19 protein-coding genes are annotated in these 18,750 nt (G+C 70.8%); 10 read left to right on the forward strand and 9 right to left on the reverse strand.

The features are described 5' to 3' along the window. Positions 1-20: 20 nt before the first annotated feature. Together ACIPYT_RS01435 and ACIPYT_RS01440 are read right to left on the reverse strand one after the other, a co-directional pair. The gene (locus tag ACIPYT_RS01435) at positions 21-623 is read right to left on the reverse strand and encodes an NUDIX hydrolase family protein (protein WP_401069786.1); all 603 of its coding nucleotides are present in this window, start codon (positions 621-623) and stop codon (positions 21-23) included. Positions 624-835: 212 nt separating this feature from the next. Next, positions 836-1,153: a hypothetical protein gene (locus ACIPYT_RS01440; RefSeq protein ID WP_401069789.1), complete on the reverse strand. Its 318-nt coding sequence runs from the start codon at positions 1,151-1,153 to the stop codon at positions 836-838. Between the two features lie 763 nt (positions 1,154-1,916). On the opposite strand from ACIPYT_RS01440, the gene ACIPYT_RS01445 reads away from it, so the two are divergent. Further along, the gene (locus ACIPYT_RS01445) at positions 1,917-2,573 is read left to right on the forward strand and encodes an alpha/beta hydrolase (RefSeq protein ID WP_401069792.1); all 657 of its coding nucleotides are present in this window, start codon (positions 1,917-1,919) and stop codon (positions 2,571-2,573) included. 3 nt (positions 2,574-2,576) lie between these two features. On the opposite strand, the gene ACIPYT_RS01450 is transcribed toward ACIPYT_RS01445, so the two are convergent. Then, entirely contained in the window at positions 2,577-2,861 is a 285-nt protein-coding gene (locus tag ACIPYT_RS01450) for a hypothetical protein (RefSeq protein WP_401069794.1), read from the reverse strand. Positions 2,862-3,167: 306 nt separating this feature from the next. Here ACIPYT_RS01450 and ACIPYT_RS01455 point away from each other — a divergent pair, with 306 nt between their 5' ends. Beyond that, complete coding sequence (locus ACIPYT_RS01455; RefSeq protein WP_401069797.1) at positions 3,168-4,853, forward strand: ABC-F family ATP-binding cassette domain-containing protein; 1,686 nt, start codon at positions 3,168-3,170, stop codon at positions 4,851-4,853. A gap of 3 nt (positions 4,854-4,856) precedes the next feature. Here the strand turns inward: ACIPYT_RS01455 and ACIPYT_RS01460 are convergent, their stop codons facing one another. Next, positions 4,857-5,267 carry a DUF6157 family protein gene (locus ACIPYT_RS01460; RefSeq protein ID WP_401069799.1) on the reverse strand — a complete coding sequence of 137 codons (411 nt, stop codon included), beginning with the start codon at positions 5,265-5,267 and terminating at the stop codon, positions 4,857-4,859. A 69-nt stretch (positions 5,268-5,336) separates the two neighbouring features. Between ACIPYT_RS01460 and ACIPYT_RS01465 the strand changes: the two genes are divergently transcribed. Beyond that, positions 5,337-10,100 carry a DEAD/DEAH box helicase gene (locus ACIPYT_RS01465; RefSeq protein WP_401069801.1) on the forward strand — a complete coding sequence of 1,588 codons (4,764 nt, stop codon included), beginning with the start codon at positions 5,337-5,339 and terminating at the stop codon, positions 10,098-10,100. A gap of 31 nt (positions 10,101-10,131) precedes the next feature. On the opposite strand, the gene ACIPYT_RS01470 is transcribed toward ACIPYT_RS01465, so the two are convergent. Then, positions 10,132-10,866 (reverse strand): GntR family transcriptional regulator, encoded by a 735-nt coding sequence (locus ACIPYT_RS01470; RefSeq protein ID WP_401069803.1) that lies wholly within the window; start codon positions 10,864-10,866, stop codon positions 10,132-10,134. 256 nt (positions 10,867-11,122) lie between these two features. On the opposite strand from ACIPYT_RS01470, the gene ACIPYT_RS01475 reads away from it, so the two are divergent. The 6 genes from ACIPYT_RS01475 to ACIPYT_RS01500 all read left to right on the forward strand — a co-directional run bounded on the left by ACIPYT_RS01475 (position 11,123) and on the right by ACIPYT_RS01500 (position 15,543). Next, positions 11,123-11,788, forward strand: a complete 666-nt coding sequence (locus ACIPYT_RS01475; RefSeq protein ID WP_401069806.1) for an HAD family hydrolase — start codon at positions 11,123-11,125, stop codon at positions 11,786-11,788. A 59-nt stretch (positions 11,789-11,847) separates the two neighbouring features. Continuing rightward, the gene (locus ACIPYT_RS01480) at positions 11,848-12,687 is read left to right on the forward strand and encodes an EI24 domain-containing protein (RefSeq protein WP_401069809.1); all 840 of its coding nucleotides are present in this window, start codon (positions 11,848-11,850) and stop codon (positions 12,685-12,687) included. Then, a complete protein-coding gene (locus ACIPYT_RS01485; protein ID WP_401069812.1) occupies positions 12,687-13,460 on the forward strand; it encodes a DNA-formamidopyrimidine glycosylase family protein in 774 nt (257 codons plus the stop codon). The genes ACIPYT_RS01480 and ACIPYT_RS01485 overlap by 1 nt, the downstream gene beginning before the upstream one ends. Positions 13,461-13,553: 93 nt before the next feature. Then, positions 13,554-13,961, forward strand: a complete 408-nt coding sequence (locus ACIPYT_RS01490; RefSeq protein ID WP_400818923.1) for a DapH/DapD/GlmU-related protein — start codon at positions 13,554-13,556, stop codon at positions 13,959-13,961. A gap of 77 nt (positions 13,962-14,038) precedes the next feature. Next, positions 14,039-14,779 (forward strand): LysR substrate-binding domain-containing protein, encoded by a 741-nt coding sequence (locus ACIPYT_RS01495; RefSeq protein ID WP_401069815.1) that lies wholly within the window; start codon positions 14,039-14,041, stop codon positions 14,777-14,779. A gap of 44 nt (positions 14,780-14,823) precedes the next feature. Then, the gene (locus ACIPYT_RS01500) at positions 14,824-15,543 is read left to right on the forward strand and encodes a GMP synthase (RefSeq protein ID WP_401069818.1); all 720 of its coding nucleotides are present in this window, start codon (positions 14,824-14,826) and stop codon (positions 15,541-15,543) included. Between the two features lie 37 nt (positions 15,544-15,580). On the opposite strand, the gene ACIPYT_RS01505 is transcribed toward ACIPYT_RS01500, so the two are convergent. Continuing rightward, entirely contained in the window at positions 15,581-16,057 is a 477-nt protein-coding gene (locus ACIPYT_RS01505; RefSeq protein ID WP_401069821.1) for a glutaminase, read from the reverse strand. A 76-nt stretch (positions 16,058-16,133) separates the two neighbouring features. Between ACIPYT_RS01505 and purU the strand changes: the two genes are divergently transcribed. Next, positions 16,134-16,985 (forward strand): formyltetrahydrofolate deformylase, encoded by an 852-nt coding sequence (purU, locus tag ACIPYT_RS01510; RefSeq protein ID WP_401069823.1) that lies wholly within the window; start codon positions 16,134-16,136, stop codon positions 16,983-16,985. A 13-nt stretch (positions 16,986-16,998) separates the two neighbouring features. Here the strand turns inward: purU and ACIPYT_RS01515 are convergent, their stop codons facing one another. Genes ACIPYT_RS01515 through ACIPYT_RS01525 form a run of 3 tightly spaced genes read right to left on the reverse strand, consistent with a single transcriptional unit; the run spans position 16,999 to position 18,737 of the window. Continuing rightward, positions 16,999-17,400 (reverse strand): type II toxin-antitoxin system VapC family toxin, encoded by a 402-nt coding sequence (locus ACIPYT_RS01515; protein WP_401069825.1) that lies wholly within the window; start codon positions 17,398-17,400, stop codon positions 16,999-17,001. Then, the gene (locus ACIPYT_RS01520) at positions 17,397-17,654 is read right to left on the reverse strand and encodes a type II toxin-antitoxin system Phd/YefM family antitoxin (RefSeq protein WP_401069828.1); all 258 of its coding nucleotides are present in this window, start codon (positions 17,652-17,654) and stop codon (positions 17,397-17,399) included. The genes ACIPYT_RS01515 and ACIPYT_RS01520 overlap by 4 nt, the downstream gene beginning before the upstream one ends. Before the next feature lie 36 nt (positions 17,655-17,690). Beyond that, a complete protein-coding gene (locus ACIPYT_RS01525; RefSeq protein WP_401069831.1) occupies positions 17,691-18,737 on the reverse strand; it encodes an NAD(P)H-dependent flavin oxidoreductase in 1,047 nt (348 codons plus the stop codon). Positions 18,738-18,750 lie beyond the last annotated feature (13 nt).

The following is an 18,750-nucleotide window of genomic DNA, read 5'->3' on the forward strand; positions in this document are numbered from 1 at the left end:
CGCCGGCTCGCGCAGGGCGGTCAGCGCAGCAGACCGAGGTTCGCGAGCGCGTGGCGGATGAGCGTGCCTCGACCGCCCTCCATCTCGGCGGCGACGGCGTCGGACGCCGCGGCCTCGGGCGTGAACCACGTGACCTCGAGTGCGTCCTGACGCGGTTCGCACGTGCCGCTCACCGGCACCACGAACGCGAGCGACACGGCGTGCTGCCGGTCGTCGTGGTACGCGCTGACGCCGGGCAGCGGGAAGTACTCGGCCACCGTGAAGGGCAGCGGGGATGCCGGGAGCAGCGGGAACGCCATGGGACCCAGGTCGTTCTCGACGTGCCGGAACAGCGCGTCGCGGATCGTCTCGCCGAAGCGCACCCGACCCGACACGATCGTGCGGGTCATCTCGCCGAGCGGCGTGGAGCGCAGCAGGATGCCGATCTCGGTGACCTGCCCCGAGCCGTCCGTGCGCACCGGGATCGCCTCGACGTAGAGCATCGGCAGGTGCCGCCGGGCCTCTTCGAGTTCGATGTCGCTGAGCCATCCGGGGTTCGAGTCGGGTGCCGGCGGCTTCGCATCGCCGAACCCGCCGATGCCGTCGTCGGGCTCGGGATCGGGATCGGGGGTGCGGACAGCCATGTGTCCTTTCTACCAGCCGCACCCTCGACCCGACAGCGACGACCGGCATACTGGGGCCGAGCCCTTCGCCTGGCAGCGGAGCTGCCGCACGAACGTGGGTGGCGGGGCGAGCAACCGCCGCCGCGCCTACAAGTCGCTGCTAGCGGGGTCGGATTCGCGGGGTATCCCGCCGAGAACCACTCGACGTCTGAGGGCGTTCGGGGCCATGCCCGCTACAGCACGAGATCTCCAGCCCGCAGGGGGCGTTCGAGGAGGGCTAGGTGCTCTTCGAATGCTGAGAGGAAGAACATGAGGTTCGACTCGAGCGAAGGTTCGTCGGGGTCTGGATCTTGGGGTATGACGACGCGCGAGAACTCGACATGTGTTTTCCCCGCGCGGCCATGGAGGGTGAGCCAGCCCCCGTCGTCAGTCACGCCGCGGTCGCTGTCGACGGTGAGCGCGAACTCTGTGTCGATGTCGTCGAGTTGGCGGGCGATCATCGTTCGAGCTCGCTCGAGCTCGTATGCCAAATCGAGTTCGTCAGCAGCCACAGTTCTCACCTCGCTGGTAGGCGGTAATCACTCCGACGGGTCGACCGTCGTTGCTAGCCTTGTCGACCCTACCGGTCCAGACAACGTAGATGACGATGTCCGGGTTTCCTTCGATGGATCTTCTACAGGTGTATTTGCCACTCACCGCAGTCGGGTTCTTGCACCCAGGACCTGTCAGAACCCGCTCGATTTGCTTGGACCAGAAGGAATACGTTGCTTCAGATGCGTGCCCCTGAGCCACCATGTGGTTCCAACCGAATCCGGTTTGAGTAGATGTGTCGGCCCGCCCCCATCGGAGGGGTACATCATGACCGCCCGCTGAGACATAGGTCGTTCGCACGCTCCAGTTCGTGACTGCCGAGGCGGCCTGAGGAAGGGCGACGCCAGCCCCCACGACAACCAGCACGGCAGCGATGCCTGCGAGAACCCGCCCCCGGACAGAAGTAGATGTGTTTCTCATCATTCAGCACTCCTTCGACGCTATCGGTAGCGATCAAAGTACCTGCGGGAGAGATATCTGTCTGTCCCCTTTCCGACGGACAGACATTTGACGAGATGGTGGATGTTATGGCGCATCCGGGATCATTTTGTTAACTTCTCGTTCGAGATAGATGTAAACAATGTCAGGACCCGCGGACAGAATCCTGAGTATAAAAGCAACCGGTCTAGCGTCATGGATCGGCTGGGACGATGCCCGTCGGGGAGCGCGGGGAACGCGAGTCGCGGCGGGCCGGATGTCGGCACCCGCTGGCAGGATGGACGCGTGACCGACGAACTGAGACTCGACGACGCGCTCACCCGGTGGTCGACCCACGAGCGCAGCGGGACGCCGCTGCTGGTGCTGCTGCACGGTTACGGCGCCGACGAGCACGACCTGTTCGGCCTCGTCCCCTACCTTCCCGACGGCATCGCGGTGGCATCCGTCGCGGCACCATTGGCTCCGCCGTGGCCGATGCCCGGGCGATCGTGGTATCCGATCGAGGGCCTCGACGGGCGCAGCTCGCAGAGCGTGACGGCAGCCGCCGAGGCGTTCCTGCGCTGGGTCGATGAGAACGCCTCGGATGCCGCCTCCGTCGCGTTCCTGGGCTTCTCACAGGGCGCGGCTGTGGCGCTGCAGGCGCTGCGCCTCGCCCCCGAGCGCGTCGATGCCGTCGTGGCGTTGAGCGGGTACGCCGCCCCGGGCGACCTCCCGCGCGACGAGGAGCTCGCCGAACTCCGCCCCCATGTCTTCTGGGGTCGCGGCACGCACGACGATGTGATCCCCGAGGCGCTCGTCGCGCACACCGCCGAGTGGCTGCCGGCGCACGCCGAGCTCTCGGGCCGCGTCTACACCGGGCTCACGCACAGCATCTCGGAGGAGGAGCTCGGCGACGTCCGCGCGTTCCTCGCCCGCTGGCTGGAGCGCGTCGCCACGGCCTGAGCGCTACCGCGGATGCGGTCCGTCGATGTCACGAGGATCGTCGGGATTCTCGTCGAGCTCGTCTCCGGGCAGGCCCTCGTCGCCCGGCATCCGCTTCTCCCGACGCCACGGCGCCTGGCTCAGCGCGACCGACAGCGACAGGCCGATCACCAGACCGATGCTGATGCCGAGGATCCAGTTGTCGAGCGAGACGCCCAGCGCGACGCCGACGCCCATGCCGACCGCGAGCCCCGCGCCCAGCCCGAGCCGGGTGCGCATCTCGTGGGGACTCGGTTCGCGATCTGCCATGACTCCACCGTACGGAAGGCGCACGACGACGGCATCCCCCGCACGGCGGAGACCGCGACACGCCCGGGAGGTTGCGCGCGCCGACACGCCCGGGTATCGTCGGGGAGTCCTGTCCGCCGTGTCTGGAAGTCCTTTGATCTGAATCGTCGCCTCCGCGCTCTCTCATCCGCGCGCTGACCCGACGATCGCCGACTCCACGGCCGACCACCGCCCGCTGTCTCTCTGACGGCATCCGCCTCTCGCGGTCCGCTTCCGCAGGCCCGGGCGCCCGGTGTCAGTGCACCCTCGCACACGACAGGAGACCCCATGACCACCCCCACCCTTCACGCCTCCGTCACGCTCGACCGCGTGACCTTCACCTGGCCCGACGGCTCGACGGCCCTCGATGCGGTGTCCGGCTCGTTCGGCACCGGCCGCACGGGACTCGTCGGTCGCAACGGCGCCGGCAAATCGACGTTGTTGCGCCTCATAGCCGGCGAGCTCGCCCCGGCGTCGGGAGTCCTCTCGACCACGGGCGAGGTCGCGTACCTGCCGCAACAGCTCACGCTCGACGTCGATCGCCGGGTCGCCGACCTGCTCGGCGTCGCAGAGACGCTCGATGCGGTGCGCGCGATCTCGGCCGGCGACGTAGACCCCGCGCACTTCGACACGGTCGGCGACGACTGGGACATCGAGGCACGCGCCGAGGTCGCTCTAGCGGAGGCCGGACTCGCCCCGGACTTCCTCGACCGTCGCGTCGGCGAGCTGTCGGGCGGCGAGGCGGTGCTCGTCGCGATCGCCGGCATCCGCCTGCGTCAAGCGCCGATCACGCTGCTCGACGAGCCGACCAACAACCTCGACCGTCACGCACGGGCCGCGCTCGCGGCGATGGTGCGCGCCTGGAAGGGAACGCTCATCGTCGTGAGCCACGACTTGTCGTTGCTCGAACTCATGGACGACACGGCCGAGCTGTACGCGCAGACGCTGAGTGTGTTCGGCGGACCGTATTCCGAGTGGCGCGCCTGGCTGGACGCAGAGCAGGATGCCGCGCGGCAGGCCGAGGCGACCGCGAAGCAGGAGTTCCGCAAGGAGAAGCGCCAGCGCATCGAGGCCGAGGTCAAGCTCGCGCATCGCGCCCGCACCGCGAAGAAGGCCGAGATCGAGAAGCGCGTGCCGAAGATCATCGCTCATGGGCGTCGCGGTGCGGCGCAGGTGTCGGCCGGACGCCTTCGCACCGAGGTGGCGGGCAAGGAGGAGACGGCGCGGGCTGCCCTCGACGATTCCGGACGCCGCATCCGCGCCGACGCCTCGATGAAGATCGAGCTGCCCGATCCGCAGGTGTCGCCCGGGCGGCGGATCGCCGAACTCGGCGACGGCGAGCGCACCTGGGTAGTGCAGGGCGCAGAGCGGGTCGCGCTGATCGGCCGCAACGGCGCCGGCAAGACGACCCTGCTGGAGCGGTTGGTGCATCGAGGCGTCCACAACTCCGGAGATCTGGGCATCGAGGGGTCGGATTACCCGGGAACAGACGCTGTCGGCGCGGATCTCCGGAGTTATGAGCAGCGACCGCAGGTGGCGACCGCGCTGCCGCTGACCGACCGCATCGGTTACCTGCCTCAGCGGGTCGACGGGCTCGACGAGGCGCGGTCGGTATTCGAGAACATCGCGGATACCGCGCCGCACGTGCCCGAGAAAGAGCTGCGCAACCGCCTGGCGCGCTTCCTGATCCGCGGGGCGACGGCCGACCGTCCGGTGTCCGCACTGTCGGGCGGCGAGAGGTTCCGGGTCGCGCTCGCGAAACTGCTGCTGTCCGACCCCGCGCCGCACCTGGTACTGCTCGACGAGCCGACGAACAACCTCGACATCGACACGGTCGACCAGCTCGTCGAAGCGCTGCGCGCGTATCGCGGCGCGGTGCTCGTGGTGAGCCACGACGACGCGTTCCTCACCCGACTCGATCTCGATCTCACGCTCGAGATCGACGCGGAGGGGATGCTGCGGGAGGTGGATTGACCCTCAGGCCCGCCGACTCCGCATCGCTCTCGTGTGGGCGACCGCGGGGTCGGCGGCGCGGAGCGCGTACTCCTCGGACTCTCGCGGCACGAGTGCGACGCGGCCTTCCGCGTCGTGATCGAGGCCCCATCCATAGCGCTTGCCGAGCGGCGAAGATCGCAGGCACGGCTGCCCCTTCGCGAAGAACGCCTCGCGGGCGGCGATGTCGTCGGGGTCGATGCCCTGCCGCAGCGCGTGGGTCGTGAAGATCACGTCGTCGGACGTGAGCGCGTACGGCTGCTCGGCGATGAGTCGGTAGTGCAGGGCCGCGATCGTGGGCTTCTCGCCCGCTGGCGGCTCTTCGGCGTGGTCGACCGGGCAGTCCTCGGCGACCTCGATGAACGTGGTGCGGTAGTTCGTGGTGTGCGCGGCCATGCCTACAGCATGCTCCCGGCCTCCGACAATCCGGAACCCGATGTCGGTGGCACCCACGATGATGGAGGGATGGGTGACGTCCTCGAGCGCTTCACCCCGGCCACGCAGGACTGGTTCCGGGGCGCCTTCACCGCGCCCACGCCCGCGCAGGCCGGAGCGTGGGAGGCGATCTCGCAGGGCAAGCACGCGCTCGTGGTCGCCCCGACCGGGTCTGGCAAGACGCTCTCCGCATTCCTCTGGGCGATCGACAGCGTCTTCCGCGAGCGCATCGCCGCGGGAGCCGTCGCCGACCAGGCGGAGAAGAAGACGAAGAAGGATGCCGGGGCGTCGCGCACCCGCATCCTCTACATCTCCCCGCTCAAGGCGCTGGGCGTCGACGTCGAGCGCAACCTGCGCTCCCCGCTGATCGGCATCGGGCAGTCGGCGCGGCGGCTCGACCTGCCGGCGCCGGCGGTGACGGTCGGCGTCCGGTCCGGTGACACCACGTCGAGCGACCGTCGCAAGCTCGTGTCGGATCCGCCCGACATCCTCATCACGACCCCCGAGTCGCTGTACCTCATGCTCACGAGCCGCGCGGGTGAGACGCTGCGCGACGTGCACACCGTCATCATCGACGAGGTGCACGCGGTGGCCGCGACGAAACGCGGAGCGCACCTCGCGGTGAGCCTCGAACGCCTCGACTCGCTGCGGGCGTCGCACGGACACGAAGCCCCGGCTCAGCGCATCGGCCTGTCGGCGACCGTGCGGCCGATCGACGAGGTCGCGCGCTTCCTCGGCGGCGCGGCACCCGTCGAGATCGTCGCCCCGCCCGCCTCGAAGACGTTCGAGCTCGGCGTGGTCGTGCCCATGGATGACATGACCAACCCGCCCCCACCGCCCGGGGCCTCCACCACGACCGCCGATGACGACGCGGCCGAGTACACCGAGGTCACGGGTTCGGTGTGGCCGCACGTCGAAGAGGCGATCGTCGACCGCATCCTGCAGAACAATTCGACGATCGTGTTCTCGAACTCCCGTCGCCTGGCCGAGCGACTGACCGGGCGGCTCAACGAGATCTACTCCGAGCGCATCGGCGTCCCTCTGCCCGAGAGTTCTGTGCCGGCGTCGATGATGGCGCAGGCCGGGGCGACGGCCGGTGCCGATCCCGTGCTCGCGAAGGCGCACCACGGCTCGGTGTCGAAGGAGCAGCGCGCACAGGTCGAGGAGGAGCTGAAGTCCGGGGTGCTGCGCTGCGTCGTCGCGACGAGCAGCCTCGAGCTCGGCATCGACATGGGCGCGGTCGACCTCGTGATCCAGGTCGAGGCGCCGCCCTCGGCCGCCTCGGGCTTGCAGCGAGTGGGCCGCGCGGGCCACCAGGTCGGCGAGATCAGCCGCGCGGCGCTCTTCCCCAAGCACCGCGGCGACGTGCTGCACACCGCGATCGTGACCGAGCGGATGCTGGCGGGCAAGATCGAGGCGATCCAGGTGCCCCGCAATCCGCTCGACATCCTCGCGCAGCAGACCGTCGCGGCCAGCGCGCTGGGGGCGATCAGCGTCGAGGAGTGGTTCGAGACCGTGCGGCGGTCGGCGCCCTTCCAGTCGCTCCCCCGGTCGGCGTACGAGGCGACGCTCGACCTGCTCGCGGGGCGATTCCCGTCCGACGAGTTCGCCGAGCTGCGGCCGCGGCTCGTGTGGGACCGGGATGCCGGAACGCTGACGGGGCGTCCTGGCGCACAGCGCATCGCCGTGACGAGCGGCGGCACGATCCCCGATCGCGGACTGTTCGGTGTGTTCGTGGCGGGCGAGTCGACCGGCGCCCGGGTCGGCGAGCTCGACGAGGAGATGGTCTACGAGTCGCGCGTGGGCGATGTGTTCACGCTCGGCACGACGAGCTGGCGCATCGCCGAGATCACTCACGACCGCGTCAACGTGATCCCCGCCTACGGGCAGCCCGGCAAGGTGCCGTTCTGGCACGGCGACGGCATCGGGCGCCCGTTCGAACTCGGCGAGGCGCTCGGCAAGTTCTCCCGCGAGGTGTCGTCGGCTGCGCCCGAGAAGGCGGCACAGAGGCTGATCGACGCCGGGCTCGACGAGCAGGCGCGGACGAACCTCATGGCGCATCTGACCGAGCAGCGCGAGGCGACGGGGACGCTGCCGACCGACCGCACGCTCACGGTCGAGCGCGGGCACGACGAGGTCGGCGACTGGCGGGTGATCCTGCATTCCCCCTACGGCATGAAGGTGCATGCGCCGTGGGCGTTGGCGATCAACGCTCGCGTGCGCGAGCGCCTCGGCGTCGAGGGATCGGCGGTCGCGAGCGACGACGGCATCATCGTGCGGTTGCCTGACGCGGAGTCCGAGCCGCCGGGCGCCGAGCTCTTCGTGTTCGACCCCGACGAGCTCGAGCAGCTCGTCACACAGGAGGTCGGCGGCTCGGCTCTGTTCGCGTCACGGTTCCGCGAGTGCGCCGCGCGGGCACTCCTCATGCCGCGCACCAATCCCAACCGTCGAACGCCACTGTGGCAGCAGCGGCAGCGGTCGGCCCAACTGCTCGAGGTCGCGCGACGGCATCCGACGTTCCCGGTGATCCTCGAGACGCTGCGCGAAGTGCTGCAGGACGTCTACGACCTGCCGTCGCTCCGGCGCCTCGCGACCTCGATCGCCGACCGCCGCATCCGGCTCGTCGAGACACAGCCGTCGCAGCCCTCGCCCTACGCGCGCGACCTGCTGTTCGGGTACGTCGGGGCGTTCATGTACGAGGGCGACTCGCCCCTCGCCGAACGCCGCGCCGCCGCGCTCTCGGTCGATCCGGCCCTGCTCGGCGAGCTGCTCGGCACGGTCGAACTGCGGGAACTGCTCGACCCCGCGGTGATCGCGCAGTTCGAGCGCGAGGTGCAGCGCCTCGCCCCCGAACGGCGGGCACGCGGGCTGGAGGGCGTCGCCGACCTGCTGCGCATGCTCGGCCCGATGGATGCCGAAGAGGTCGCGCTCAGGTTGGACCCGGCTGCTGACCCGGCCCCGGGCTCGCCGACTGGTACGACCACGGACTCGCATGCGGTTGCGGGCTCGACGGCAGACCCGATCTCGGGGTCTGCGACCGACACGGCGTCGGATCCGGACGCGGCGACCGACGCGGCGACCGATCCGTCCGCCGCAGGACTGTCCGTCGCCGAGGCCGCCGCGCACCTCGACGCCCTCGTCCCGGCACGGCGCGCCATCCCCGTGACGATCGCCGGCACGACCCGCATCGCCGCGATCGAAGACGCAGGACGCTTGCGCGATGCGCTCGGCGCGGCACTGCCCACCGGCATCCCGGTCGCGTTCCTCGAACCGCTGGCCGACCCGCTCGGCGATCTCGTCGCGCGCTACGCCCGCACCCACGGGCCGTTCAGCACCGACGCCCTCGCATCACGACTCGGCATCGGCGCGGCGGTCGCCCGGCATACCCTGCAACGACTCGAACACTCGGGTCACCTCACCAGCGGGTACTTCCTGCCCGAGGCGTCAGGGTCGGGCACCGAGACCGAGTGGTGCGACACCGAGGTGCTGCGGCGGCTGCGGATGCGGTCGCTCGCGGCCATCCGAGGCAGCGTCGAACCCGTCTCCCCCGAGGCCTATGCGCGGTTCCTGCCCGAGTGGCAGCACCTCCACCGTCCGCTCGAGGGCATAGACGGCGTCCTCACCGTGATCGAGCAGTTCGCGGGTGTCCCGATCCCGGCAAGCGCCTGGGAATCCCTCGTGCTGCCGTCGCGGGTGCGCGGCTACTCCCCCGCTCTGCTCGACGAGCTGACGTCATCGGGCGAGGTGATCTGGTCGGGCCACGGCACCCTCCCCGGTCGTGATGGCTGGGTCTCGCTGCATCCGGCCGACCTCGCCCCGTTCACGCTGCCCGAGCCCGACGCAGAGATCGCCGCCGAGTCGCTCGAAGCCCGCATCCTCGACGCGCTCGGCGCGGGCGGCGCGTACTTCGCGGCGCAGCTGCGCGAGATGGCCGAGGCCGAGAACGAGCAGTCGGTGCTCGACGCGCTGTGGTCGCTGACCTGGGCCGGGCGCGTGACCAACGACACGTTCGCCCCCATCCGCTCGCTGCTCGCCGGCGGATCCCAAGCCCACCGCGTCACGCGCAAGGCTCCGCGCACCCGCGCCTACCGCGGCATGTCGCTCGCTCGCCCCGCTCCCCGCCCCTCGTCGGTGGGCGGACGCTGGTCGCTGCTCCCGACGATCGAGACGGACGCCGCCCGCCGCGCCACCGTCACGGCGGGCCTGCTGCTCGACCGCTACGGCGTCGTGACCCGCGGCGCGGTGCAGTCGGAGGGCGTTCCCGGCGGTTTCGCCCAGGCGTACCGCGTGCTCGCCGGCTTCGAGGAGGCCGGGCACTGTCGGCGCGGTTATGTGATCGAGCGCCTCGGTGCCGCACAGTTCGCGGCATCGGCCACGGTCGATCGCCTGCGCACCTTCGCCGGTCTCGCCGATCCGCCGCCGCGCACCGCCGTGACCCTCGCCGCGACCGACCCCGCGAACCCCTACGGCGCCGCTCTCGGCTGGCCGCGCCGCGATGACGTCTCGCATCGGCCGGGCCGCAAGGCCGGCGGTCTGGTCGTGATCGTCGACGGATCGCTCGTGCTGTACCTCGAACGCGGCGGCCGCACGGTGCTGTCGTTCACCGACGACGGCGAGGTGCTGCGCGCCGCGACAGCCGACCTCGTCGCCACCGCGCGCGCGCGACGCCTCGACACGCTCACGGTCGAGAAGGTCGACGGCGACGCCGTGTACGGCACCGAGCTCGCGACCGCACTGCAGGAGGCCGGTTTCGTCGCGACGCCGCGCGGCTTCACGCTCCGCAAGGCGATCTGAGGGCGGTCACCGCCGAGGCGCACGACAGCGCTCAGCCCGTCTGCCGCGTGAGCGACATCCCCTGCAGCGAGGCCTGCACCTGGAACGTCATGACGTCGGGGAGGTACCGGTCGTCCCCCGCCTCGATCGCACGCCCGTCGGCGGCGTAGCTCACCCGGTTCACGCGCAGCAGCGGACTCGACCGCCGCACGTCGAGCAATCGCGCGTCCTCGCTCGGCGCCGCGATCGCATCGATCGCGTGTTCGCCGTGCACCATGCGCACCCCGCGGGCCTCGAGGGCTCCGACGACGGAGGGTTCTTCGGGCGACAGGTCCTCCACGAGAGGCGCGATCCATGACGGATACGCCGTGCGTTCGAGCATCACGACCCGTCCGTTGAGCATGCGCAGCCGCACGACCTCGAGAACCTCGCCGATCCCGTGCCCGCCGCGGAACCTCCGCACCTCGCTCGCCGTCGCCGCCCGTCGCCGCTGGGCGACAACGCGACCGCCGGGTTCCATACCGCGGCTCCGTGCCCACTGCGCGAACGAGCGCATCTCCGAGAACCGCTGGCTCAGCGCGGTGGTTCGCACGAGCCATCCCGATCCGCGTCGAGGCGCGATCGCGCCCTGCCGCGCCATGAGCACGAGGGCGTTGCGCACCGTCCCGCGCGAGACGTCATAGGTGACGGCGAGCTGCGCCTCGGGAGGCAACATGCCCGTGGCGTCGAACGCGCCCTCTGCGATCTGCATCGTGATGTCGCGGGCGATCTCCCGGTACCGGTGCACAGCGACGTCTCCTCTCCGCGGCGCCCCTCGGGTTCGGGCGGCGCGCTGGGTCCGCCGTCAGCGTAGTCGCGCTCCCACGGCCTCGAACGCCGTACCCCCGGCATCCTGCACACGTGCACGCAGCTGTCTGCGGAGTTTCCCCGTCCGTCCTCCTCGCGTTCATCCGCCGTTCTCCCGCGGGCCGCGCTCCGGTCGCCTCGCGACGACGGGATGGACGTGGCGGTCCGTTCGAGATCGGCGTGACCGGAGGAGCACCATGACAGACGACGCCCCGCCGAGCTGGGGAGTGCTGAGCGACATGGACGGCACACTCCTCGACACCGAGAACACCTGGCTGCGCGTCGTGGAGCGGTTCGTCGACGACCATGACGGTGCGGATGCCGCGGGCCTGGCGGCCGCGTCCGAGGGCCTCGACCTCGACCGGGCCGCGGCGCTGCTGCGCACGCGTCTGGGCCTCGACGACACGCACGAGGCCGTGGCACACGATCTCGATCGCCGCGCCCTGGCGGCGTACGCCGAGTCGGTCACCTGGCGCCCAGGCGCCCCGGAGCTGCTGCGCGCTCTCGTCGACGCCGAGGTGCCCCTCGCTCTCGTCACCTCGTCGCCGCGGCACTGGGTCGAGCGCTTCACGCGGAGCGTCGACCTGTCGGCGTTCCGCGTCTCGGTCACGGCCGACGACACCACGCGCACGAAGCCGGCGCCCGACCCCTATCTCGACGGCGCCGCCGCCCTGGGACTCGACGCCGGGCGCTGCGTGGTGCTCGAGGACTCGCTGGTCGGTGCGTGGTCGGCTGTCTCCGCCGGGTGCGCCACCGTCGTCGTGGGCGATCCCGACAGGAGCCTGCCCCCGGGCGTGCACCGCGTCCGCTCGCTGAACGAGGTCGACGTGCGGATGCTGCGCACGATCGCCCACACCCCCTGATCTCCCGAGGCGACGACGTCCTCCACGCTCATGTCGGCGCCCCCTCCTAGGCTGGACGCATGATCCGCGAGTTCGGCGAGGGCGTGCGCATGCTGCTGCGCGGTTTCGGCACGTGGCGCACCCGCCCGCGCCTCATGGCGCTCGGACTCGTGCCCGCCGTGATCGCGGCCGTGCTGCTGTTCGCGGCGCTGATCCCGCTCGCGCTGTCTCTGGGGGCGATCGCCGACGCCTTGACGCCGTTCGCCGACGGGTGGATCGCCCCGTGGCGCGCACTGTTCCGCGGCGCGGTCGGCATCGTCCTGTTCGCGGCCGCGCTCGCTCTCGCCAGCGCGGTGTTCAGCGCTCTGGCCCTCGCGATCGGCGACCCGTTCTACCAGCGCATCTGGCGAGCGGTCGAGACCGACCTGGGCGACGCGCCCGCGACCGACGGCGGCGGCTTCTGGTCGGCGCTGGGCGAGGGGCTCCGACTCGTGCTCCTCGGCATCCTCGCAGCGATCGTCGTTCTGCTGCTCGGACTCGTCCCGCTGATCGGGGGCGTGCTCGGCCCTGTCGTCGGTGTGATCCTCACCGGACGGATGCTGGCGCGAGAACTCACCGCCAGGGCCTTCGACGCCCGCGATCTGACGTCGATCGATCGGGCGGAGCTGTTCCGCGGAAGCCGCGCCCGCGTGCTCGGGTTCGGTGTCGCCACTCAGCTATGCTTTCTGGTGCCCGGCGGCGCGGTCGCCGTGATGCCGGCCGCTGTCGCGGGATCCACGGTCCTCGCCCGCACGATGCTGCAGCGGACCCCGCTCACCGCACAGCCGCAACCGCAACCGCAACCGACACCCCCGCCGCCGCCCGCCGCTGACGCGAGACCCGCACCGCTCCCGCCGCCTCCCGGCGCAGGACCCGCCTGATGCCCGAGGGCGATACCGTCTTCCGCACCGCCCGCCGTCTGGAGCAGGCTCTGGTCGGCGACGAGGTCGTGCGCTTCGACCTCCGCGTGCCGCAGGCGGCCACGGTCGATCTGACGGGGCAGGCCGTCGTGTCGTCGGGTTCCCGCGGCAAGCATCTGCTGCTGCGCATCGGCGACACGACGCTGCATTCCCACCTGCGCATGGACGGCGCCTGGCTCGTCTACCGTCCGGGCGAGAGGTGGCGGCATCCAGCCTTCAAGGTGCGTGCGATCGTCGGCACCGCCCGCAGCGAGGCCGTGGGGATCGACCTCGCCGACATCGAGGTCGTACCGACCCGTGACGAGCACGAGCTCGTCGGGCACCTCGGCCCCGATCCCCTCGCCTCCGACTGGGATGCCGTCGAGGCGGTGCGGCGGCTGAGCGCCGACGCCCGCAGCATCCATGTCGCCCTGCTCGATCAACGCAACGTCGCGGGTTTCGGCAACGAGTATGCGGCCGAGCTGCTGTTCCTGCGTGGCGTGCTGCCGACGACGCCGACGCCCGAGGTCGACGTCCCGGCGCTGCTCGACCTCGGCGTGCGCACGATCCGCGCGAACCGCGATCGCCGGCACCGCACCTTCACGGGGGTCGACCGACCGGGGCAGGGCACGTGGGTGTACGGGCGCTCGGGTCGTCCGTGCCGTCGCTGCGGCACTCTCATCCGGCGCGGCGAGCTGGGCGCCGACCCGACGCGCGAGCGCGTCACGTTCTGGTGCCCGGTCTGCCAACGGTGACACGCCGCATCCATCCCATCCATTCCGGGGAATGAATCCGAACACCAAGTGGTTGTTCATATATCCGGGAAGCTCCGGAACACGGGAGGAATCGTGGGCAAGAACTACGTCGACATCGAGAACGACCGAGGCGACACGCTGCGTTACCGCAAGCACGCCAACGGTCGGGGTCTCGTCGCGCATGGCGCGAAGGTCCATCCGAAGGCGCACATCGAGGCCGGCGCCTACATCGAACCCGGCGCGCGCGTCGGCGCCGGGGCGTCCATCGCCCGCGGCGCGTGGATCGAACCGGATGCCGTGATCGGCGAAGGAGCGTTCATCGACGCGCACGCACACATCGGCGAGGGCGCGGCCGTGGGAGACCACGCGCACATCGGCGTCCGCACCGAGATCGGCGCCGGAGCGCGCATCGTCCGCGGCGCCCGAATCGGCGACGACGAGACCGTCGCCGCGGGTCTCACGATCGCCACCACCCCGAAGGGACTCTGGCTCGCGGCGTGACCTGCTGAGCTTCTGCGCCTGCAGGAGGTGACGTGGCCCGCCGCACGCTCCGCGACGCGGCGAGTAGCCTGGAGCACATGGCGAACCAGGGACGACGACCGGCGCGCGGCTCCGGCAAGGGAACGCCCGCGCGCCGCAACAAGGCCGCTCCCGCGCAGCGCTTCCCGCCGGCCAAGCCCCCGCGCAAGACCGCGAAGATCGTGTTCGATGCTCCGGCGGCCGAGCCGGAGGAGCCGCGCACCTTCCGCCTCGGAGCGGTGCCGGGAGCGACACCGGGCAAGTGGATCGATGCCTGGAAGCAGCGCATGTCGCACGTGCCGCTCGATCTCGTGCCGATCGAGATCGCGGGCCAGCGCGCCGCTCTCGACGATCTCGACGCCGCCCTGGTGCGCCTGCCGATCGCCGATGACGGCCTGCACATCATTCCCCTCTATGACGAGGTGCCGGTGGTCGTGGCCTCGAGCGAATCGCATCTGCTCGCCGCTGACGAGCTCACGACCGCGGACCTCGCGGGCGAGGTCGTGATCGCTCTGACCGACGACGCGCTCCCGGCTCTCGACATACCGGGTGCGGTCGCCGCGCGCTTCTCCGCGATGTCGACGGCCGACGCGATCGCCACCGCCTCCGCGGGCACCGCAATCGTGATCGTGCCGATGTCACTCGCGCGACTGCATCACCGCAAGGATGTCGGGCACCGACCCCTCGTCGACGGCCCCGCCTCGACGGTCGCGCTGGCGTGGCGGCGAGACCGGACGACCGCCGATGTCGACACCTTCGTCGGCATCGTGCGCGGCCGCACCGCGAACTCGTCCCGGTGACAGGTGCGTCGGGCGACATCGTCCGCGCTCGTTAGACTCTCGTGGTGGTCTCGCTTCTCTACGTGTGCGTACGCCCGGAGCGCGGGGCGGCGGATGCCGAGCACGCGTCGTTCCGGCGGGCGCTCGGCGTCGACGTCGTCGACCGCCTCGATCTGCTCTCGCACCGCCTCGACACGGTCGACCTGAGCCGGTACCGCGGCGTCGTGGTGGGCGGGTCGCCGTTCAACGTGAGCGACGATCACAAGACGCCGGAGCAGCAGCGGGTCGAGACCGACCTCGAGACACTGGCCCGGCTCGCGATCGACCGACGCATCGCGGCGTTCTTCACGTGTTTCAGCATCGGTGTCGTGACGCGGATGCTGGGTGGCGAGGTCACGACGGCGACGCCGGAGCCGGCCAGCGCGACCGTGATCGAGACGACCGCGGCCGGAGCCGCCGACCCGGTGTTCGGCCCCAGCGCGCCGGCGCTCACGGTCTTCACGGCGCACAAGGAGAGTGCGGTGGCGCTGCCCGACGGCGCCGTGCTGCTCGCGACGAACGCGACGTGCCCCGTGCAGGCCTACCGCGTGGGCACGCACCTGTACACGGCACAGTTCCACCCGGAGCCCACGCCGCGCGACTTCGCCGACCGCATGACGTTCTACCGGACGACCGGGTACTTCGACCCCGAGGAGTTCGACCTCGTTCAGGGCCAGGTGCTCGCGGCCTCCGTGACGGAGGGCGCCGCGCTGCTGCGTCGCTTCGCGGAGACGTTCGCCGGCTGACGCGCGACGCGTGTCGCCTCGTCGCTGTGCTCCTCGCTCAACGACCGGGATGCAGGAGCTCGATGCGTTCGCGCAGATACGCCTCCAACGGCATCCATCCGCCGGCCGTGCTCCAGTGCACCGAGGGCACGCCGTCGACGACCGCGAGCGGCCCTGACGCTCCCCCGGCATCCACGGCGTCGACGTCGATGACCGACCATCCGACGTGCGCGACCTCGCCCTCGTCGAACCCGCCGCGCAGGGCCAGCGCCCGGCGCTCGGCCCGTTCGCGCGCCGACTCGGCGGTGTAGCCGCGCCGGCCGGGGTCGGCGGCGCGCAGCACCTCGGCCGTCGCGAGCGCATGCGTGTCGGTGAGCAGGAGCACGCCGAGGTGCCAGACCCGGCCGATCTTCACGATGCGGTGGCCTCGCCAGCGCGACTCCCGCTCCTCTCCCAGCCCCTCCGTGGGGGCGCCCTGCAGAGCGACTCTCGCGTCGGCGAGCAGCTGCGAGGCGAGGGGTGCGGGCGTCTGCATCCCTCCAGGTTATGGCCGCGATTCGCCCGGTGGTCGCATCCACGGCAGAATCGATGCACACCCCCGAGGAGTCCCCATGCCCCAGCCCGACACCGCCCGCCTGCTGATCGCCTGCGACGACCAGCCCGGCATCGTCGCCGCCGTCGCGGGTGTGCTCGCGCAGCACGGCGCGAACATCATCTCGCTCGACCAGCACTCGACGGACTCCGAGGGCGGACGCTTCTTCCAGCGCACGGTGATCCACCTTCCGGGGCTCTCCGCCGCCCGCACCGCGCTCGAGGCCGATCTCGCCGTCGTTGCCGATCGCTTCGGCATGGAGTGGTCGCTGCACGACACCGCCCGCCGCAAGCGCGTCGCGATCTTCGTCTCGAAGTACGACCACTGCCTCATGGAGCTGCTGTGGCGCACGCAGCGCGGTCAGCTCGACATCGACGTGACGATGGTCGTGTCGAACCACCCCGATCTCGCCGAGGCCGTGCGCTCGTTCGGGGTGCCCTTCGTGCACATCCCCTCGGGCGACAAGGAGACGATGGAGCAGCGCCAGCTCGATCTGCTGCGCGGCAACGTCGACCTCGTGGTGCTCGCGCGTTACATGCAGATCCTCACCGACGACTTCATCGAGCGCCTAGAAGCTCCGGTGATCAACATCCACCACTCGTTCCTGCCCGCGTTCATCGGCGCGAACCCCTACGCGCGAGCCAAGGAGCGCGGCGTCAAGCTCATCGGCGCCACGGCGCACTACGCGACGGCCGACCTCGACGAGGGGCCGATCATCGAGCAGGACGTCACGCGCGTCACGCACTCCGAGTCCGCGGCCGAGCTGCAACGCCGGGGCGCCGACGTCGAGCGTCTCGTGCTCGCGCGAGCCGTGCAGTGGCATGCCGAGGACCGTGTGATCGTGCACGGCCGCTCGACCGTCATCCTCTAGCGGCGAAGCGCCGTCAGGGCGAGCCGCCGTCGTCGATCACGTCGACGGCGAGACCATGCGACGCGGATGCGAGCCTTCGGTCGTTCGTCCAGAACTCCGCGCATCCCGAGAGCTGCGCGGCGGCGAGATGCAAGGCGTCCGGCGTCTTGACCCCGAAGTCGGCGCGGAGCTCAGCGGCACGCACGAAGACAGCTGTGTCAAGGGGGATGCTTTCGAGGTGATCGAAGAGCGCCAGATATCGATCCCGCACCTCGAGGTTCCGCTCCCGGATCGGGAGCACGAGACACTCCTGCAGCGCGAGCGGACTCGACGCCACCGTCTCGTCCGTGCTCCGAAGCCGGCGGCGAACGGCATCGCCGCGGGGCCCTGCGTCCTCGAGTGCGTAGATCAGGATGCAGGAGTCGAGATAGATCATTCCCAGGCGTCCCGATTCTCGGCGATCTGCGCGTCGATCTCGCGCGCGAGGCGCGTGAGCCGCGGTGGGAGCGGCGAGCTCTCGATCCACTCCACGAGCAGTCGTCCGCTCTGAATCATGTCGACGGGTCCGACGGGCACGAGCCGGACGACAGGAGTGCCGCGCCGGGTGATGACGACGTCTTCGCCGCTCTGCGACTCCACGATCAATCGCGAGAGGTTGTTCCGCGCATCCAGAACATTATGGGTCGACATGTGTGCATTCTAGCCAGCTCTCTAGCCATATCCGAATCAGTTTCGTTCCGGCACCCCCGCCAACAGTTCCGCGAAGGCCTCGGATGCCGTGCGCCCGCGCGCCAGCGGAGCGCCCTGCCCCATCCACAGCGACTGCAGCTCCCCGAGGCCCTGCTCGTTCGCCACGGCGCGGAACTTTCCGGTGAGCCAGTTCTGCATGGGGAACGGCGCGATCGTGCCGCTCGCCTCGATCGCCCGCACGGCACGGTTGCGCGCCCCGCGGGCGAGACGTCCGCTCATCGCCCGCGTGAGCATGGTCTCGTCGGCCGCCGTCGAGCGGATCGCCTCGCGGTGGGCGTCGGTCGTGGCCGACTCCGCGGTCGCGAGGAACGCCGTGCCGACCTGCACGGCCGAGGCGCCGAGTGCGAACGCCGCGGCGACCCCTCGCCGGTCGGCGATGCCTCCCGCCGCGATCACGGGCACGTCCACGGCGTCGACGACCTGCGGCACGAGCGCCAGCGTGCCGATCAGCGAATCCTCCGCCGGGCGCAGGAAAGACACCCGGTGGCCTCCTGCCTCCAGGCCGGTCGTGACGACGGCATCCACCCGCGCCTCGGCGAGCGCGATCGCCTCGGCGACGGTCGTGGCGGTGCCGACGATGCGGATGCCGCGGCGACGCGCCTCGTCGATCATCTCGCCCGAGGGCACGCCGAACACGACGCTGAGCACGGGAGGCGCCGCCTCCCAGATCGCGTCGAGCTGCTCGTCGAGCGACGGCAGGTACTGCTCCGGGCGCCCGGGGACCTCGAGTCCGACGGCTTCGTAGAACGGCTGCAGCGCCTGCGCGAACACGGTGTGCTGGGCGTTCGGCTCGACCTCGTCGCCGGTGGGCAGCCAGATGTTCACCGCGAAGGGGTGCGCCGTCGCCTCCCTGAGCTCCGCGACGGTCGAGCGGATGCGGTCGCCGTCGAACCCGTACAGACCGAAGCCGCCGAGGCCGCCCGCCTCGCTCACCGCGGCGGTCAGTGCGACAGACGAGAGGCCGCCGAACGGGCCGAGGACGATCGGATGCTCGATGCCGAACAGGTCGCGCAGATCACTCATGTCTCGAGGCTAC

This window comes from Microbacterium sp. NPDC089695, assembly GCF_044749085.1.
In the GTDB taxonomy this organism is placed as follows: Bacteria; Actinomycetota; Actinomycetes; order Actinomycetales; family Microbacteriaceae; genus Microbacterium.

What these genes read in the sequence shown, in the direction of transcription:
- ACIPYT_RS01450 (WP_401069794.1), bottom strand. Translation starts at nt 2,861, where the DNA reads ATGGCAGATCGCGAACCGAGTCCCCACGAGATGCGCACCCGGCTCGGG.
- ACIPYT_RS01455 (WP_401069797.1), top strand. Translation starts at nt 3,168, where the DNA reads ATGACCACCCCCACCCTTCACGCCTCCGTCACGCTCGACCGCGTGACC.
- ACIPYT_RS01475 (WP_401069806.1), top strand. Translation starts at nt 11,123, where the DNA reads ATGACAGACGACGCCCCGCCGAGCTGGGGAGTGCTGAGCGACATGGAC.
- purU (WP_401069823.1), top strand. Translation starts at nt 16,134, where the DNA reads ATGCCCCAGCCCGACACCGCCCGCCTGCTGATCGCCTGCGACGACCAG.
- ACIPYT_RS01505 (WP_401069821.1), bottom strand. Translation starts at nt 16,057, where the DNA reads ATGCAGACGCCCGCACCCCTCGCCTCGCAGCTGCTCGCCGACGCGAGA.
- ACIPYT_RS01435 (WP_401069786.1), bottom strand. Translation starts at nt 623, where the DNA reads ATGGCTGTCCGCACCCCCGATCCCGATCCCGAGCCCGACGACGGCATC.
- ACIPYT_RS01460 (WP_401069799.1), bottom strand. Translation starts at nt 5,267, where the DNA reads ATGGCCGCGCACACCACGAACTACCGCACCACGTTCATCGAGGTCGCC.
- ACIPYT_RS01480 (WP_401069809.1), top strand. Translation starts at nt 11,848, where the DNA reads ATGATCCGCGAGTTCGGCGAGGGCGTGCGCATGCTGCTGCGCGGTTTC.
- ACIPYT_RS01495 (WP_401069815.1), top strand. Translation starts at nt 14,039, where the DNA reads ATGGCGAACCAGGGACGACGACCGGCGCGCGGCTCCGGCAAGGGAACG.
- ACIPYT_RS01485 (WP_401069812.1), top strand. Translation starts at nt 12,687, where the DNA reads ATGCCCGAGGGCGATACCGTCTTCCGCACCGCCCGCCGTCTGGAGCAG.
- ACIPYT_RS01525 (WP_401069831.1), bottom strand. Translation starts at nt 18,737, where the DNA reads ATGAGTGATCTGCGCGACCTGTTCGGCATCGAGCATCCGATCGTCCTC.
- ACIPYT_RS01515 (WP_401069825.1), bottom strand. Translation starts at nt 17,400, where the DNA reads ATGATCTATCTCGACTCCTGCATCCTGATCTACGCACTCGAGGACGCA.
- ACIPYT_RS01520 (WP_401069828.1), bottom strand. Translation starts at nt 17,654, where the DNA reads ATGTCGACCCATAATGTTCTGGATGCGCGGAACAACCTCTCGCGATTG.
- ACIPYT_RS01465 (WP_401069801.1), top strand. Translation starts at nt 5,337, where the DNA reads ATGGGTGACGTCCTCGAGCGCTTCACCCCGGCCACGCAGGACTGGTTC.